14 protein-coding genes and 1 pseudogene are annotated in these 16,106 nt (G+C 73.4%); 7 read left to right on the plus strand and 8 right to left on the minus strand.

What is annotated here, in order from left to right:
• The 3 genes from AB0G32_RS39255 to pdhA all read right to left on the minus strand — a co-directional run.
• Positions 1-352, minus strand: a 352-nt coding sequence (locus tag AB0G32_RS39255) for a biotin/lipoyl-containing protein (protein WP_361175439.1), incomplete at its 3' end; no start/stop codon positions are given.
• A complete protein-coding gene (locus AB0G32_RS39260) occupies positions 349-1,392 on the minus strand; it encodes an alpha-ketoacid dehydrogenase subunit beta (RefSeq protein WP_361175442.1) in 1,044 nt (347 codons plus the stop codon). The genes AB0G32_RS39260 and AB0G32_RS39255, both read right to left, overlap by 4 nt.
• The gene (pdhA, locus tag AB0G32_RS39265) at positions 1,389-2,456 is read right to left on the minus strand and encodes a pyruvate dehydrogenase (acetyl-transferring) E1 component subunit alpha (RefSeq protein WP_361175476.1); all 1,068 of its coding nucleotides are present in this window, start codon (positions 2,454-2,456) and stop codon (positions 1,389-1,391) included. The genes AB0G32_RS39260 and pdhA overlap by 4 nt, the downstream gene beginning before the upstream one ends.
• Positions 2,457-2,750: 294 nt before the next feature.
• Here pdhA and AB0G32_RS39270 point away from each other — a divergent pair, with 294 nt between their 5' ends.
• The 3 genes from AB0G32_RS39270 to AB0G32_RS39280 are packed head-to-tail and all read left to right on the plus strand — an operon-like array spanning position 2,751 to position 5,465.
• Positions 2,751-3,512: an AfsA-related hotdog domain-containing protein gene (locus AB0G32_RS39270; RefSeq protein ID WP_361175445.1), complete on the plus strand. Its 762-nt coding sequence runs from the start codon at positions 2,751-2,753 to the stop codon at positions 3,510-3,512.
• A gap of 1 nt (position 3,513) precedes the next feature.
• The gene (locus AB0G32_RS39275) at positions 3,514-4,719 is read left to right on the plus strand and encodes a chorismate mutase (RefSeq protein ID WP_361175448.1); all 1,206 of its coding nucleotides are present in this window, start codon (positions 3,514-3,516) and stop codon (positions 4,717-4,719) included.
• The gene (locus tag AB0G32_RS39280; protein ID WP_361175451.1) at positions 4,716-5,465 is read left to right on the plus strand and encodes a helix-turn-helix domain-containing protein; all 750 of its coding nucleotides are present in this window, start codon (positions 4,716-4,718) and stop codon (positions 5,463-5,465) included. The genes AB0G32_RS39275 and AB0G32_RS39280 overlap by 4 nt, the downstream gene beginning before the upstream one ends.
• Here AB0G32_RS39280 and AB0G32_RS39285 read toward each other — a convergent pair.
• The gene (locus tag AB0G32_RS39285) at positions 5,361-6,446 is read right to left on the minus strand and encodes a LysR family transcriptional regulator (RefSeq protein WP_361175454.1); all 1,086 of its coding nucleotides are present in this window, start codon (positions 6,444-6,446) and stop codon (positions 5,361-5,363) included. The two genes, AB0G32_RS39280 and AB0G32_RS39285, sit on opposite strands and share 105 nt — an antisense overlap.
• Before the next feature lie 440 nt (positions 6,447-6,886).
• Between AB0G32_RS39285 and AB0G32_RS39290 the strand changes: the two genes are divergently transcribed.
• Entirely contained in the window at positions 6,887-7,108 is a 222-nt protein-coding gene (locus AB0G32_RS39290; protein WP_361175479.1) for a LuxR C-terminal-related transcriptional regulator, read from the plus strand.
• 95 nt (positions 7,109-7,203) lie between these two features.
• On the opposite strand, the gene AB0G32_RS39295 is transcribed toward AB0G32_RS39290, so the two are convergent.
• Both AB0G32_RS39295 and AB0G32_RS39300 read right to left on the minus strand, forming a co-directional pair.
• Positions 7,204-7,758 (minus strand): TetR/AcrR family transcriptional regulator, encoded by a 555-nt coding sequence (locus AB0G32_RS39295; protein ID WP_361175457.1) that lies wholly within the window; start codon positions 7,756-7,758, stop codon positions 7,204-7,206.
• A gap of 178 nt (positions 7,759-7,936) precedes the next feature.
• Positions 7,937-9,091, minus strand: a complete 1,155-nt coding sequence (locus AB0G32_RS39300) for an MFS transporter (protein ID WP_361175460.1) — start codon at positions 9,089-9,091, stop codon at positions 7,937-7,939.
• A gap of 447 nt (positions 9,092-9,538) precedes the next feature.
• On the opposite strand from AB0G32_RS39300, the gene ggt reads away from it, so the two are divergent.
• Positions 9,539-11,347, plus strand: a complete 1,809-nt coding sequence (gene ggt / locus AB0G32_RS39305) for a gamma-glutamyltransferase (protein ID WP_361175463.1) — start codon at positions 9,539-9,541, stop codon at positions 11,345-11,347.
• Between the two features lie 7 nt (positions 11,348-11,354).
• Here the strand turns inward: ggt and AB0G32_RS39310 are convergent, their stop codons facing one another.
• Positions 11,355-13,889 carry an ATP-dependent Clp protease ATP-binding subunit gene (locus AB0G32_RS39310; RefSeq protein WP_361175466.1) on the minus strand — a complete coding sequence of 845 codons (2,535 nt, stop codon included), beginning with the start codon at positions 13,887-13,889 and terminating at the stop codon, positions 11,355-11,357.
• 144 nt (positions 13,890-14,033) lie between these two features.
• A complete protein-coding gene (locus AB0G32_RS39315; protein ID WP_361175469.1) occupies positions 14,034-14,822 on the minus strand; it encodes a sporulation protein in 789 nt (262 codons plus the stop codon).
• A 90-nt stretch (positions 14,823-14,912) separates the two neighbouring features.
• Here AB0G32_RS39315 and AB0G32_RS39320 point away from each other — a divergent pair, with 90 nt between their 5' ends.
• Together AB0G32_RS39320 and AB0G32_RS39325 are read left to right on the plus strand one after the other, a co-directional pair.
• Complete coding sequence (locus AB0G32_RS39320; RefSeq protein WP_361175472.1) at positions 14,913-15,215, plus strand: helix-turn-helix transcriptional regulator; 303 nt, start codon at positions 14,913-14,915, stop codon at positions 15,213-15,215.
• Positions 15,216-15,284: 69 nt separating this feature from the next.
• Positions 15,285-16,106: pseudogene (locus tag AB0G32_RS39325) on the plus strand (hypothetical protein); the annotation flags it as partial.

Here is a 16,106-nt window from a genome sequence, read left to right on the forward strand (position 1 = left end):
GGCCGGTGCGGATCCGCCGGCGCCGGGTCGCGGGCGCCGACGTCCCGTAGCCGACCAGCACGCTGCCGGAGTCCCCGGCGGCCGGCTCCTCCTCCTCGGCGCCCCGCCGCTCCCGGACCGACACCAGCGGCTGCCCCACGTCCAGGCTGTCACCGGCCCGGCCCCACAGCCGGACCACGACCCCCGGGTACGGGCACGGGACCTCCACCACGGCCTTGGCGGTCTCCACCTCCACCACCGGCTGGTCGACGTCGACCTGGTCCCCCTCGGCGACCAGCCACCGGACGATCTCCGCCTCCGTGAGGCCCTCGCCCAGGTCGGGCAGGACGAACTCGCGCGTGGTCGTGGTCATGCGCCCTCCCCGGGCGTGCCGTCCGGCCACTGCAGCCGGGCGACGGCGTCCAGTACCCGGTCGACGTCCGGCAGATGGTGCCGCTCCAGCATCGGCGGCGGGTAGGGGATGTCGAAGCCGGTGACCCGCAGCACCGGAGCCTCCAGGTGGTGGAAGCAGCGCTCGGTGACCCGCGCGGCGATCTCGGCGCCGAAGCCCGCGAAGCCCTGGGCCTCGTGCACGACGACGGCCCGGCCGGTGCGCCGGACACTGGCGCACACCGTCTCGTCGTCGAAGGGCACCAGGCTGCGCAGGTCCACCACCTCCAGCTGCCGGCCCTCGGCCGCCGCCGCCTCCGCGGCCGCCAGGCAGACCGGCAGCGAAGGCCCGTACGTGATCAGGGTGGCCGAGGTGCCGGCCCGCCGGACCGCGGCCCGGCCCGGCCCGGGCAGGGCGGCCGAACGGTCGACGCCGCCCTTCGACCAGTACAGGCGCTTGGGTTCGAGGAAGACGACCGGGTCGTCCGAGGCGATCGCCGCGCGCAGCAGGCCGTAGGCGTCGGACACGGTGGCCGGCGTGACCACGTGCAGCCCGGGGGTGTGCGCGTAGTACGCCTCCGAGGCGTCGCTGTGGTGCTCGACGCCGCCGATCCCGCCGCCGTAGGGGATGCGGACGGTGATCGGCATGGGCAGGGCGCCGCGGGTGCGGTTGCGCATCTTGGCGACATGGCTGACGAGTTGCTCGAACGCCGGGTACGCGAAGGCGTCGAACTGCATCTCCACGACGGGACGCAGCCCGTACATGGCCATGCCGACGGCGGTGCCCAGGATGCCGGACTCGGCGAGCGGGGTGTCGGCGACCCGGGCGTCGCCGAACTCGGCGGCCAGACCGTCCGTGACCCGGAACACGCCGCCCAGCGTGCCGATGTCCTCACCCATCAGATGGACCCGGTCGTCATCGGCCAGGGCGTCGCGCAGGGCCAGGTTGAGGGCCTTGGACAGCGTCACCTGCTCGATGCCCGCCCCGGCGGCGGACCGCGTGGCCGGCGCGGCGGCGGTCACTGCGCGGCCCCCTCGGCCGCGGCGTCGGCCGCCAACTCAGCGATCAGCATGTCGCGTTGTTCCTCCAGTTGGGGAGTGCGCCGGGCGTAGACGTGCTCGAACAGGTCCAGGGCGTCGGGCGCCGGCTCCTCGGCGAGCCGGGCCCGCAGCTCCGCGGCCATCTCCTCGGCCTCCCGCCGGACGCGGTCGACGCCGGCGTCGTCCAGCAGCCCGCGCTCGCGCAGATGCCGTTCCATCCGGTCCACCGGGTCCCGGCGGCGCCAGAACTCCACCTCGGCCGCGTGGCGGTAGCGGGTGGCGTCGTCGGCGTTGGTGTGCGCGTCCAGGCGGTAGGTCACCGCTTCGACGAGGGTCGGCCCACCGCCCGCGCGGGCCCGGTCCGCGGCCTGCCGCACGGTCCGGTGGACGGCCGCCGCGTCGTTGCCGTCGACCAGCACCCCGGGCATGCCGTAGCCGACCGCCTTGTGCGCCAGGCTCGGGGCCGCGGACTGCCGGGCCACCGGCACGGAGATCGCGTACCCGTTGTTCTGCACCAGGAAGACCACCGGAGCGCGGTTCACGGCCGCGAAGTTCAGCGCCTCGTGGAAGTCGCCCTCGCTGGTGCCCCCGTCCCCGGTCAGCGCGAGGACGGCCAGCGCGTCACCGCGCAGCGCGGCGGCGTGGGCCAGCCCCACCGCGTGCAGCGTCTGGGTGGCCAGCGGCGTGCACAGCGGCGCCACCCGCCGCTCGTGGGGGTCGTACCCGCTGTGCCAGTCGCCCCGCAGCAGGGTCAGCACCTCCACCGGGTCGACGCCCCGCACCAGCAGGGCCAGGGTGTCCCGGTAGGTGGGGAAGACCCAGTCCCGCTCGTCGAGGGCCAGCACGGCCCCGGCCTCGCAGGCCTCCTGCCCCGTGGTCGACGGGTAGACCGCCAGCCTGCCCTGCTTGGTCAGCGCGGTCGCCTGCTGGTTGTAACGGCGCCCGCGCACCAACTGCCGGTACAGCTCCAGCAGCAACGAGTCGTCGAAGTCGCGGGTGCCGGACGGGTCGTCGATGAGGGTCAGCGGTTCCAGGGCGGGCAGCATGGCCGCCGCACCGGCCGCACCGACACCTGGCGGATCGAGAACGGTCATGGAATCGGGGCTCCTTGGGCCGGTGGACTGGGGCCGGCGGCTCCGGGGCGCACGCCCGCGACCGGGAGCCGGCGTTTTCCGCACCAGCATTCGGGGCGGGACGCGGCGACGGCAGTCGGCCGATACGGCTAGTACCTCGTACCTACTCCCAACAGGCGACTGGCGGCCTCCTGGCACGGACTCCACGCTGAAGTCACGTCCGCCGTGTCGCAGACCGCGGCTCCCCGCCAGCCAGGAGGCACCCCCATGAGCAGCACGACCACGTCCCGACTCGTCGTCGGCGACCGGTTCCGTGACTTCGCCGAGGCCGTCGGCGCCGACACCTTCTCCTCGCTCGCCCGCGCGCTCGACGCCGGCGACCTGGACGCCGTCGACGGACCGGTGCGCGTGGTCACCGGCCAGGGCGTCGGCCCGTTCGAGGTCTCCTACCTCCAGGACGCCGTCGCCCGGCGGGGACTGGACGACCGCGTCACCCTGGTGCACACCGCCGGGGAACCCGCGCGCCGCCACGAACTGCACAAGGCCCGCGAGGACAACGTGCTGGTGGCCGGCCTCACCCAGGTCGACGACACCACCTACGAGGCTCAGCTGCGGCTGCACGACCACAACGAACTCCTCGTCGACGTGCAGGACCGCGTGCACGTGCAGGGCATGGTGGCCGTCGAGGCGGCCCGCCAGATGTTCGTCGCCGTGGTGGAGCGCTACTTCACGGCGCGCTGGCCGCAGCAGCGCTACTACATCGTGCTGAACTCGATGAACACCACGTTCTCCAACTTCCTCTTCCCGGTCGGCGCCACCCTGCGGCTCACCGTGGACGCCTGCGACCTGTCGGAGCCGAGCCGGCTCACCGTCCGCACCACGGTGGTGGTCGAGCAGGCCGGCCGGGCCGCCGCCGGCGTCACCATCGACGCCGCCGCGTTCGCCCCCGGACTGCTGGAGGACAAGGAACTGCGCCGGGCCAAGAGCGCCGTGGCCAGTACGGTGGACGCCGCGCTCGCCACCGCGTGACATGAGGACGCCGGTACCGGACACCCATCCGCGTCCCGCGCCGGGACGCACCCCGGGCCCGCGGCGGCTGACGTACCTGGGGCCGCGGGGCACCTTCACCGAACGCGCGCTGCGCACCCTCCCGGAGGCCGACGGCTCCCACCTGCTGCCGGCCGCCACGGCCGCCCGGGCCCTGGAGCTGGTGCACCGGGGCGACGCCGACGCCGCGATGCTGCCCGTGCACAACACGGTGGCCGGACCGGTCGGGGACACGATGCGCGCGCTCGCCGAGTCACCCGCGCCGGGCGTGCTGCGCGAGGCCGTGCTCACCATCGACTTCGCCCTGCTGGTCCGCCCCGGCACCCCGCTCGCCGCCGTCCGCACGGTGAGCGGCCACCCGCACGCCGGGGCGCAGGTCGGCCGCTGGCTGGCCGGCCGGCTGCCCCGGGCCCGCTGGCTGCCGGCGCCGTCCAACGCCGAGGCGGCGCGCCGGGTCCGGGACGGGGTGTGCGACGCCGCGGTGGCCGGTGACTTCACCGCCGCCCACTACGGCCTGCGGGTGCTGGCCGCCGGCATCCAGGACACGGCCGGCGCGGTCACCCGGTTCCTGCTGTGCGCGCGCTCCGGCGCTCCCGTCCTCCCGCCGGTCCGGCCGGCCGACCGCACCTCGCTGGTCGGCCGGCTGCCGGGCCCGCCGGACACCCTCGGCGCCCTCCTGGACGACCTGCGGCGCCACCCCTTCCTGCGCGGCGTGACCCTGCACACCGTGCCCGACGGCCGCGGCGGCTCGGTGCTGTTCGCGGACTGCCCGGGCAGCGCCGAACAGCCCGCGACCGCCCGCGCGGTCGGACTGCTGCGGCTGCGCCTGCCCGCACTGCGGTCCCTGGGGTCGTACGCCTCGGCGCTTCCCGCCCCACCGCCGTACGAACGGAGACCGAAGACGATGCACAGCGAGACCACCACCACCGCCGGCGAAGCCGCGCCCAAGGACATCGCCCGGCTGCGGGAGCTGATCGACGACCTGGACCGCTCCCTGATCGGCACGCTGAAGCAGCGGCTGGCGACCTCCCGGGAGATCCAGCGCATCCGTACCGGCGGGGGCGGCACCCCGCTGGACTCCGGACGCGAGCGGTCCATCCGGGGCCGGTACGCCGAGGAACTGGGGGAGGGCGGGGCGGATCTCGCCGAGGCGCTGCTGGAGATGTGCCGGGGGCGGTCACCGCGGTGAGTCCGGCACCGGGGACGGCGGCCCCGTCCCGCCGCCCGCGTCGCGGCCGTGAGGACGTCCTCGCGGCCGCGACGGCCCTGTTTCACGAGCGGGGCCACGACGCGACGAGCATGAGCGACATCGCCGGCCGCCTCGGTGTCACCAAGGCGGCGCTGTACCGCCATGTACGGGGACGGGCCGAGGTGCTGCGCGAGGTCACCGGTCCGGTCCGCGCCGCCCTGCGGTCGTTGCCGGCCGTCGGCGCCGCCGGGGACGGCCGCTCACCGGTGGCCGAACTCACCGGCCTGCTGGACGCGTTGGCCCGGGCGGCGGCGGCCGACCCGGTCCGCCACGCGGTGTTCTGGGGAGTGGGCGGCACACCGAGCCCGGACGCCGCGGACGCCGGGTGCCGGGCTGTTGTGGCCGGCCGGCTGGCCCAGCTGCTGGCGCGGGCCGCCGCCCGGGGCGAGACCGCGCGCGACCTCGATCCGGCGGTCACCGCGCAGCTGCTGCTGGGCGCGGTCGTCGGTACGGCCGTCAGCACGACGCTGGCCGCGGCGGGCGAGGGCGACGGCGAAGGCGAGAGGGAGGGTGAGAGGGAGGGCGCGAGGGAAAGCCCCGGTGACCGGCGGCAACCGGGCGGCGGGCCGGGGGCCGGCGGGTCACCCCCGGCCGTCGACGTCCCCCTCGACGTCTCCCTCAACGGCCTTCTCGACGTCCTCCTCGACGGCCTGCTCCGGCAGACGTGCGGCCCGCGGCGGACCTGAGCGCGGCGCGGCGGACGGGGACGCCGGGCGGGTGAGCGCGCCCCGTACGGCCTCCCGCAGCCACCCGTGCACGGGCTCGGACTCGTGCCGCGGGTGCCACGCCTGGCAGATGCTGATGGGCCCGGTGCCCACCGGCAGGTCGAACAGCTCGACGTTCACCGACCGCCGCGCGCCGGCGGCGACCGAGCGGGGCATCGCGGTCACCAGGTCGCCGGTCGGGATCAGCAGCAGCGCCTCGCCGTAGTTCGACACGGACGCGATCACCTCCCGGTGCAGCCCGAGGGCGTGCAGCGCGGTGTCGATGGGCCCCGCCATACGGCCCTTGCGGGAGACGCTGACGTGCCGCGCCGAGGCGAACGCCGCCGCGGTCACCTCCGCGGCCAGCAGCGGGTGCCCGGCCCGCGCCACGCCCACGAACCGGTCCTCGAACAGCGGCTCGATCCGCAGCTCCGGGCTGGGTTCGTCGATGATGCCGACCTCGATGTCCACGGCGCCCTCGCGCAGCGGCGCGCTGCCGTGGGTGTTCCCCACCGTGAAGGCGAACCGGGCCAGCGGCACCTCCGCGGCCGCCCGGCTCAGCAGCGCCGGCGCCAGCACCGCCGCGTACGCCTCGTCCGCCACGATGGTCAGCGTCCGGCTGACCCGGGAGAGGTCCTCCTGCCGGTCCGGGCTGAGCAGTGACTCCGCTTGCCACAGCAACGCCCGTACCTTCGGCCGGAGTTCCAGCGCCCGGGGGGTGGGCACCAGGCCCCGCCCGGCGCGCACCAGGACCGGGTCGCCGAGGGCGCGGCGAATCTTGGCCAGCGTCCGGCTCATGGCGGGCGGGGACAATGCCAGCCGTTCCGCCGCGCCCGTGACGCTGCCCTCCTGCAACAGCGCGTCCAGGGCCGGCAGCAGCCGCAGGTCCACATTCGTCCCGTGCCGGCCGGACAGTTCATCGGCCCAGTCGTCCTGCTGGCCCTCGACGCCGGTCTCGCTCAATGCTTCCCCTTGCCCCAGTACGGCCATTCCCGCCGACGGCACCGGAGAGAAATTCGCACGGCTTGTCCTTCAGTACCGACGAGATATGGATGGCGGTGCATCCCGCGCGGAGCAGCGTACGCGGGTCGGCCGCGAAAAGGGGGCGTTTTTGGGCAAGGTCTTCGAATTGGTCACGATAAATGGCTGAATCAAAAGACCGGTGCCCACCAGGCAGAACGCGGTGAACAGGCGCTTGTTCGGTCAACGGAATACTTGCAGGATGCATTTGCTTGAAACGGAATCAATGGTTTCCCCAAATGTCCGACGGAACTCGTTCAAAAGACAACTTGTTGTTGCGAAGTAACTCACGTTTAATCTTCGACTGTCCCTCCGATGCATATACTGTTTTCGCGACGAGCAATCGTCGGCGGGTGATGGCCATGCATGGCAGGGGGAAGATAATGGTTCGCGCAGCTCGTCCGACAACGCTAACCCCGCGGGAGCGTCAAGTCCTCGACGGGATCAAGGAGGGGAACTCGAACAGGATGGTGGCGCGCTTACTGGGAATATCCGAGCGAACCGTCAAGGTCCATCTGCATTCGATATTCATCAAGTTGGGCGCGGAGTCCCGTACCGAGGCTGTCATAGAGGGAATAAGGAGCGGCTGCATCACCCTGCACTGACCACGTGCCGCGGGCCCCCGACGTACCGCGTCGGGGGCCCGCGGCACATGCGCCGGACCGGCCAGGGGCGAGCGCCGGACGGAACCGGTCGGTGATCAGGAGTCGCCGGCCGACAGCTCGCGCGCCAGGACGAGCGTGAGCCGGGCCGCGGTGTGCAGCAGTTCCTTGTCGATCGGCGCGCCGAACACGAGTACGCGGAGGTACAACGGACCGAGCGCGAGGTCGACGAGGTGGTCGAGACCGCGGTCGTCGACCGTGATCTCCTCGCGGGCGAGAAGGTCGCGCAGCCCGGCGACGTCCCGCTCCCGCTGCTCCCGCAGGAACCCGGCCCGCAGCGCCGCCGCGGTGTCGTCGTCGAGCTGGGCGTGGCCGAGAAGGGCCTGGAGCACCTGGCCGGCCGGCTCCTGGAAGAAGTCGGCCACCCGCCGCAGATGGTCCGCGAGTGCTTCCTCCGCGTCGACGCCCGCGCTCACCTGCCACTGCAGGGCGTCACGGGCGTCGTCGGTGAGGGTGTCGAGGAGGATGTCGACCTTCGACTTCCACCAGCGGTAGATCGTCTGCTTCGCCACGCCGGCCCGCTGGGCGATGCCCTCGATGGTCAGGGCGGCGAACCCCCGCTCGACCAGCAGGTCGTCCGCGGCGTTCAGCACGGCCAGCCGTACGCTCTCGCTGCGGCGGGGACCGGTTCGGCTGATGACCGTGGTCTTCGCTCCGGCCGGTGGTGGTTTCCGCGTGGTACCGATGGCTCCGTCAACCCTTCACGTGGTGTCCGTCGCTGTGATTCTGGCACAGCGGGGTGCGCCGCGAACCGGCCGCGGCGCACCCCGCTCAGGAGGCCCTGCGGCCCGTCCGCACCAGGCTGAGCAGCACTCCGAGGGAGAGCGCGGCGACCACCGCGCTGAACGTCTCGCCGGCCGGGCGCAGGCTGGTCTCGCGGATCAGGACGCCCACGCCGATCGCGGGCACCGCCAGCATCGAGTAGAGGATGGCGAAGAAGGTGGACACGGACGCGCCGCGGTGCTGCGGGGCACTGCGGGTGGTGATGCTGCCGATGCCGTGGCCGACGGCGATGCCGGTGGCCAGTCCGTTGACCGTGGCGCCGGCGAGCAGCGGGGCCAGGGTGCTGGTGGCCATCGCGGTGGCGATCAGCCCGGCCGCGACGATCAGGCCCAGGCAGGCCACGGGCAGGGCGGTACCGGGCTTGAGGGTGCGGACGAGGAACTGGCCGAGCGCGGTGCACGCGAAGGCGACGAAGACGACGAGGCCGGTCAGCGAGTGGCTGGACTCGTGCAGAACGGTGCCCAGGAACAGGCCCGTCACGGCGGTCAGGACACCGAGCACGGCGAAGCCGGCGCCCGCGGCCATCGCCGACCGCAGGAAGTCGGACCGGATCTCGCCCGGGACGTGCAGCGGCTGCAACTCGAGGGAGAAACGGGACCGGTGGGCGGAACTCTCGCCGTTCAGCAGGACGCCGAGGGCGGCGACGGCGGCGAGGACCAGCATGACGACCCAGGGGGTGCGCAGCGGGGACGGCGCGAGGTCCGCCAGGATGCCCGCCAGCAGGGTGCCGCAGGCGAGCCCGCCCATGTTCGCGAGCAGGGCGACAGTGGCCGGCTTCACCCGGCTGTGCTGTCCGAGCCGCTCGGTGAGCGAGGCCGTCGCGGCGCCGGTCACCAGCGCGGCGGAGAATCCGGAGACGATCCGGGCGACGATCACGGCGGCGAGGTTCTGCGCCAGCAGGAACACCACCGCCGCGATCACGGACAGCAGGGTGGCGGCGACGAGTACGGGACGGCGTCCCACCTGGTCCGAGAGCCGGCCGAAGACCAGCAGCCCGAGGACGACGCCCAGCGCGTAGACGGCGAAGACCACCGTCACGGTGAACGGAGTGAAGCCGAACTCGTCGCCGTAGAGCGGATACAGGGGAGTGGGCGCGGTGGTGCCCGCCATGGTGATCCAGAAGGCGAAGGCCACGCTGAACACGGCGAGGCCGGCACCACGTGCCGTCGGTGGTGTGCCGGTCCGGTCGCCGGCGCGAACGGTCGAGTTCCCCACTGCGGTGGCCTCTCATGAGCGATGGAAGAGCGGAAGGAGCGAAACGATCAGGAGGCACGGGCAAGACGTACGAAGGCGCGCAGCAGTGTGCGCACGCACATGACAAGACTTACCGTTGCGTCTACCGCGAGCCTAGACCAGACGACGCGTCTAATCAATGGCCGCTGGACGTACGACGGCGGAACAAGTGGGCCGGGGTTCCGTGGTGTCGCGGACATCGTGATCCATGAGCACGCATGCTGGCGGGCGAAGGGGGAGAGGTGTTCGACTGGCCCCTGACGGGGGCATGACGATCAGTCAGTGGCAACGGACAGCTCGGATGACTCGGACCGCTCGGACGGCTCGGACGGCTTTCTCTGGAGGTGTGAGGTGCGGATGCGTCAACCGGTCGCACGGAAACTGGCGGTACTGGCGGTCTCGGCCGCGGTCGTGTCGGTGGGGGCGGCGGCCCCGCCCGCCGCGCAGGGCAGAGGCGGTGGGGAGCCCGTGAAGACGCCGGTCGCCACCGGTTACGGCGGCGCTGTCGCGAGCGTCGACGCGGACGCCACCGCCGCCGGCATCGAGGTGCTGCGCAAGGGCGGCAACGCGGTCGACGCCGCCGTCGCCTCCGCCGCCGCCCTCGGCGTCACCGAGCCCTACTCGGCCGGCGTCGGCGGCGGCGGCTACTTCGTCTACTACGACGCCAAGTCCCGTACGGTACGCACCATCGACGGCCGGGAGACCGCGCCGCTGACCGCCGACGCGGGCCTGTTCACGGAGGACGGCGCGGCGATCCCGTTCGCCGACGCGGTCAGCAGCGGCCTGGCCGTCGGCACCCCGGGCACCCCCGCCACCTGGCAGACGGCCCTCGACAAGTGGGGCAGCCGGAGCCTGGGCACGGTACTGGCCCCGGCCGAGCGCCTGGCCCGGAACGGCTTCACCGTCGACGAGACCTTCCGCTCGCAGACCGCCGCCAACGAGACCCGGTTCCGCTACTTCCCCGACACCGCCGAGCTGTTCCTGCCCGGCGGCGAACTCCCGGCCGTCGGCGCCACCTTCAAGAACCCCGACCTGGCCCGCACCTACCGGGAACTGGCCCGCGAGGGCGTCGGCGCCATCTACCGCGGCGACCTCGGCGAGGACATCCTCGCCGCCGTCAACAAGCCGCCGGTGGACCCCGACTCGGGCTGGAACGCCCGCCCCGGCGACCTGTCGAAGCAGGACCTCGCCGCCTACCGTGCCAAACTCCAGCCGCCGACCAAGACCTCCTACCGGGGCCTGGACGTCTACTCCATCGCCCCGTCCTCCTCCGGCGGCACCACGGTCGGCGAGGCCCTCAACATCCTGGAGCGCACCGACCTGTCGAAGGCGAGCAAGGCCGAGTACCTGCACCGCTTCATCGAGGCCAGCCGGATCGCCTTCGCCGACCGGGGGCGCTGGGTCGGCGACCCCGCCTTCGAGGACGTACCGACGAAGGAACTGCTCTCGCAGCGGTACGCCGCCTCCCGGGAGTGCCTGATCAGCGACGACGCGGTGCTCACCAGCCCGCTCGCGCCCGGCGACCCGCGCGACCCGGCCGCCTGCGCGACCGGCGGCACGGCGGCGCCGACGACGTACGAGGGCGAGAACACGACGCATCTGACGGCCGCCGACAAGTGGGGGAACGTCGTCGCCTACACGCTCACCATCGAGCAGACCGGCGGCAGCGGCATCACCGTGCCCGGCCGGGGCTTCCTGCTCAACAACGAGCTGACGGACTTCTCCTTCACCGCCGCCGACCCGGCGGTGCACGACCCGAACCTGCCCGGTCCCGGCAAACGGCCCCGGTCCTCCATCGCGCCCACCATCGTGCTGGACCGGCACGACCGCCCGGTGGTCGCGGTCGGCTCACCCGGTGGCGCGACCATCATCACCACCGTGCTCCAGACCCTGACCGGGTTCCTGGACCGGGGGCTGCCGCTGGTCGACGCGATCGCCGCGCCGCGCGCCAGCCAGCGCAACGCCGCGCAGACGGAACTGGAACCCGGGCTGTACGACAGTGACCTCCGGCGGCAACTGGAGGAGCTCGGGCATTCCTTCAAGGCCAACCCGGAGATCGGGGCGGCTACGGGAGTGCAGCGGTTGCCCGACGGGCGGTGGCTCGCGGCGGCCGAGCGGGTACGCCGCGGTGGGGGATCGGCGATGGTGGTAAGTCCGCGGCGCTGAGTGGCCCCTAGGGAACCGTCGCGCCGGGTGTGCGGAACGTGAGGCGTCCGTCCGCCACATCGACCGTCACCCTGCCGCCCTCTGCCACCCGGCCGTCCAGCAGCAGGCGGGACAGTTCGTTGTCCACCTCGCGCTGGATGGTGCGGCGCAGGGGGCGGGCGCCGTACTCGGGCTGGTAGCCGCGTTCGGCCAGCCAGTCCACGGCCGGGTCGGTGAAGTCGACGGTGATGCCCTGGGCGCTGACCATCCGGCGGGTCTGGTCCAGCAGCAGGCTGGTGATCTGCCGCAGCTGCGCGCCGGTGAGCTGGCGGAAGACGACGATCTCGTCGATGCGGTTGAGGAACTCCGGCCGGAAGTGCTCACGCAGCGGCCGCAGCACTTGTTCGCGCCGGGCCTCCTCGTCGGCCTCGGAGCCGCCCGGGCCGAAGCCCAGGGTGGCGCCGCGCCGGTTGATCACGTCGGAGCCGAGGTTGCTGGTCATCACGACGACCGTGTTGGTGAAGTCGACCGTGCGGCCCTGGGAGTCGGTCAGCCGTCCGTCGTCCAGCACCTGGAGCAGGATGTTGAAGACGTCCGGGTGCGCCTTCTCCACCTCGTCGAGGAGCAGCAGCGAGTAGGGGTGGCGGCGGACCACCTCGGTGAGCTGGCCGGCCTCCTCGTGGCCGACGTACCCGGGCGGGGCGCCGACCAGGCGGCTGACCGTGTGCCGTTCCTGGTACTCGCTCATGTCGAGGCGGACCATCCGGTCCTCGCTGCCGAACAGGGCCTCGGCGAGCGCGCGGGCCAGTTCGGTCTTGCCGACGCCGGTCGGGCCGAGGAAGAGGAAGCTGCCGATCGGCCGGTCGGCACTGGCGAGCCCGGCGCGGGAGCGCAGTACCGCGTCGGAGACCACCCGGACCGCCTCGTCCTGGCCGACCACCCGCTCGTGCAGATGCTGCTCCAGGCCGAGCAGCCGGTCCTTCTCCTCCTGGGTGAGGCTGCTGACCGGGATGCCGGTCTGCCGGGACACCACCTCGGCGATGGACTCGGTGCAGACGACCAGGTTCTGGCCCTCGTCGGCCTGGCCGTCACCGGCCGCCTCCGCGATCCGCTGCTTCAGCTCCACGATCCGGTCCCGCAACTGCGTGGCCTGCTCGTACTGTTCGTCCGCGACGGCCTGGTCCTTGTCCCGGACCAGTTGCTCGACCTCGCGCTCCAGCGTGCGTACGTCGGTGCCCTTGGTGCGGGCCCGCAGCCGGACCCGGGCGCCGGCCTGGTCGATCAGGTCGATGGCCTTGTCCGGCAGCCGCCGGTCGGTGAGGTAGCGGTCGGACATCTCCACCGCCGCCACCAGCGCCTCATCGGTGTAACGGACCTGGTGGTGGGCCTCGTAGCGGTCGCGCAGGCCGCGCAGGATCTCGATCGCGTCGGCGGTGGTCGGCTCCGGCACCAGGATCGGCTGGAAGCGGCGGGCCAGTGCCGCGTCCTTCTCGATCCGGCGGTACTCCTCCAGGGTGGTGGCGCCCACGATGTGCAGCTCGCCGCGGGCCAGGGCCGGCTTGAGGATGTTGCCCGCGTCCATCGAGCCGCCCTCGCCGCCACCGCCCGCGCCGACCACCGTGTGCAGCTCGTCGATGAAGATGATCAGGTGGTCGGAGTTGGCGCGAATCTCGCCGACGATGGTGTTCAGCCGCTCCTCGAAGTCGCCCCGGTAGCGGGTGCCGGCCACCACGGCGGTCAGGTCCAGGGCGACCACCCGGCGGCCGGTCAGCACGTCCGGTACGTCCCCGTCGGCGATCCGCTGGGCCAGCCCCTCCACGATGGCGGTCTTGCCGACGCCCGCGTCACCGATCAGCACCGGGTTGTTCTTGCCCCGCCGGGAGAGCACCTCGACGGTCTGCTCGATCTCGTCGTCCCGCCCGATCACCGGGTCGATCCGGCCCTGCTGGGCCAGTTCGGTGAGGTCGCGGCCGTACTTGTCCAGAGTCGGGGTGCTGGTGGTCCGCTGGCTCTCGGTGGTCCGGGCCTGGGTGGCCTCCGGGGCCTCCGGCGGCAGCCCGGAGGGCGCGAAGCGGGCCGCGTTCAGGATGTGCCCGGCCGCCGAGTCCGGGTTGGCGGCCAGCGCGCTGAGCACGTGCTCCGGGCCGATGTAGCCGGTGCCGGAGGCGCGGGCCAGCTCGTGCGCGTCCAGCAGCGCCCGCTTGACCGCCGGGGTCAGGGAGAGGGAAGTGGGTGGCGGGGCCTCGCCGGGCTTGTGCTGCACCGGCCCGGTCCGCTCGTCGATCTGCGACGCCATCGAGTCGGGGTCGGCACCGGCCCGGCTGAGCAGACTCCGGGTCGGCTCGGTGGTGAGCGCGGAGCGCAGCAGGTGCTCGGTGTCCAGATCCCGGCTGCCGTGCTCGGCGGCGTACTGGGCCGCGCCCCGCACCAGCTCACGGGCGGGCTGGCTGAGCAGCCGGCCGATGTCGATCTGGCGGGGACCCTGGCGCGCTCCGCCGAAGAAACGGGCGAAGAACTCCGCGAAGGGGTCATACCCTTCCGGTCCGCTGAAGCCGCTGGTCATGGCCTTCCCATCCGGCGTCCCCGCGCCGGTCCGGGACGCCTTCGCTGGTCGACGTGCCGGGGTCGGGTAACCCGGAGGGGCGCCGGTCACACACCGGGGCGTGCTGTGCGACCACCCTGGCACGGCGCGCGGACGGCGGCATCTTCAGTGCTCGGCGAGGAGTACCAGGTCGGCGAGGACCTTGCTCACCCGCAGCCGCAGGTCCACGTGGCCCACCTCGTGGTGGGCGGCGGGGAAGCGGCGGATCAGGTACGGCTCGTCCCAGTCGGGCTCGTCGGGCACGGCCTCGCGCACGTGGACGATCGCGCCGACCGCGTTCATCTGGAAGACGACCTCCAGCTGCTCCGGCCGGCCCGGGCCGGCCGCCCGGTCGGTCAGCACGAAGACCTGGTAGAGACCGAGGTGCTGTTCCGAGGAGTCGACGCAGTCGAGGTAGGAGTCGACCACGTGCGCGGCGTCGCACCAGTACCCTTCCTCGGCGAACGCGTCCAGCACGGCCTCGTGCAGCGGGGACGCCGAGACGTGCAGCAGGTCGCGGTCCACGTCCTCGGTGCGCTGCCACTCGCTGCCGACGCTGAGGTCGCTGCGTACGGTGAGCACCACCCCGAGGGCCCGGCCGCCGAGTTCGCTCACCGGAGTCTCCCAGGGCAGCCGCCCCGCGAAGGTGAGCCGGTGCTCCTCGCCCTTGCGGGGCGTGACCCGGGGATCCTTGGTGTGCAGCGATTCGATCAGGCTGCCTTGGCCCTCGCCGTACTGTTCCACGCACTGGACCCTGATCTCCAGGGACACGTGGTTGACCTGCTCGCCACCGGAGCCGCCGGTCAGGACCACCTCGCCGCGCATCTCCGCACCCGGCCGCGCCGGCCCGAAGATCTGCGTGTCCACCTCGATGGCCTCGGTGTCCGCCATGCCGAACAGCCGCCTGAACCCCATCCGTGCCCCTCCCCGAGCCGCGACGATCAGGTCGAAGGCTAGCAAGTACGGACCGGCCGGATCCGCCGGGACCGGTATTAGAATGACGGCATGGTACGCACCCCCCTCACCCCCGAAGAGCACGAACGCGGCGAGCGGCTGGGGCGGCTGCTGCGGGAGGCGCGCGGTGGCCGCAGCATGCCCGAGATCGCCGCCGCCGCCGGCGTCTCCGCCGAGACCCTGCGCAAGATCGAGACCGGCCGGGCGCCCACCCCGGCCTTCTTCACGGTCGCCGCGCTGGCCCGGGCGCTCGGCCTGTCGCTGGACACCCTGGCCCAGTGGTGCGCGCCCGCCGGGGCGGCGACCGGGCACCCGGAGGACGGCGGCGGAAAACTCCCCGTAGTCGCGGCGTAACACGGCTGGTGTTCCCTACGGACCGGACCGGAGTGCTCCAGTCGGTCGGAGTCCGGGGGGAGTCGATGGATGGCCGTGGAACAACTGCCCGCTGAGGTGGGCCGGTTCGCGCACTACCTGACCGGGCTGCTGGCCCGGCTGGACCAGGACGGCGGCTGGTACGCCGTCTTCTGGCAGCGCGACCCCGACGGCATGCGGGCCTGTCTCGACGGGCGTGAGGTGCCGCCCTGGGACGTGGTCGAGGCGCTGCTGCGGGACCTGGCCGCGCGGTACGCCCCGGCGACCGCCGCCGCCGAGCGGAACCGGGCCCAGGCCCTGCACACCGCCGCGCTCACCGCGTACGACGCCCGGCCGGGAGCCCGGGACGTGCTCGGCGACCGGCTCGCCCTGATGCTCCGCGAGCAGCGGCACGCGGCCGACCGGGCGGCGGAACTGGGCCGGCGCCTCGCCGCGGCCCCGGCCCGCGAGACGGCCGACGCCCTGCGCCGCGAGCTGGCCTGGACCCGCGACGACCAGGAACGGGCCACCGCCCGGGTGGCGGAACTGCGCGACCGGCTGGCCCGCGTGACCCGGCCGACCGGCGCGCGGTCCTGGGCGGAACCTCCCTGGGACGAGCACCGGGACGCGGCACGGCCGGCGGCCGCCGGCCCCGCTGTCGACCCCACCGCACCCACCCCTTCCGCACCCACCCCTGCCGCCCCCGCCACCCCCCACGCCAGGAAACGCAAGCGCGGCAGCGCCCGGTTCGCCGGGATGGCCGAGGGGGACACCGCCCCCCTCGTCGTACCGGTCGGGCAGAGCGCGCCGCACACCGCTGGACCTCCCGAGCCCCCCGCCGTCACCCCCCGCGGCGCCCGTTTCGCCGGGGCCGGCGCGGCGGAGCCCGGCGGG

The organism is Streptomyces sp. NPDC023723 (assembly GCF_040639815.1).
In the GTDB taxonomy this organism is placed as follows: domain Bacteria; phylum Actinomycetota; class Actinomycetes; order Streptomycetales; family Streptomycetaceae; genus Streptomyces.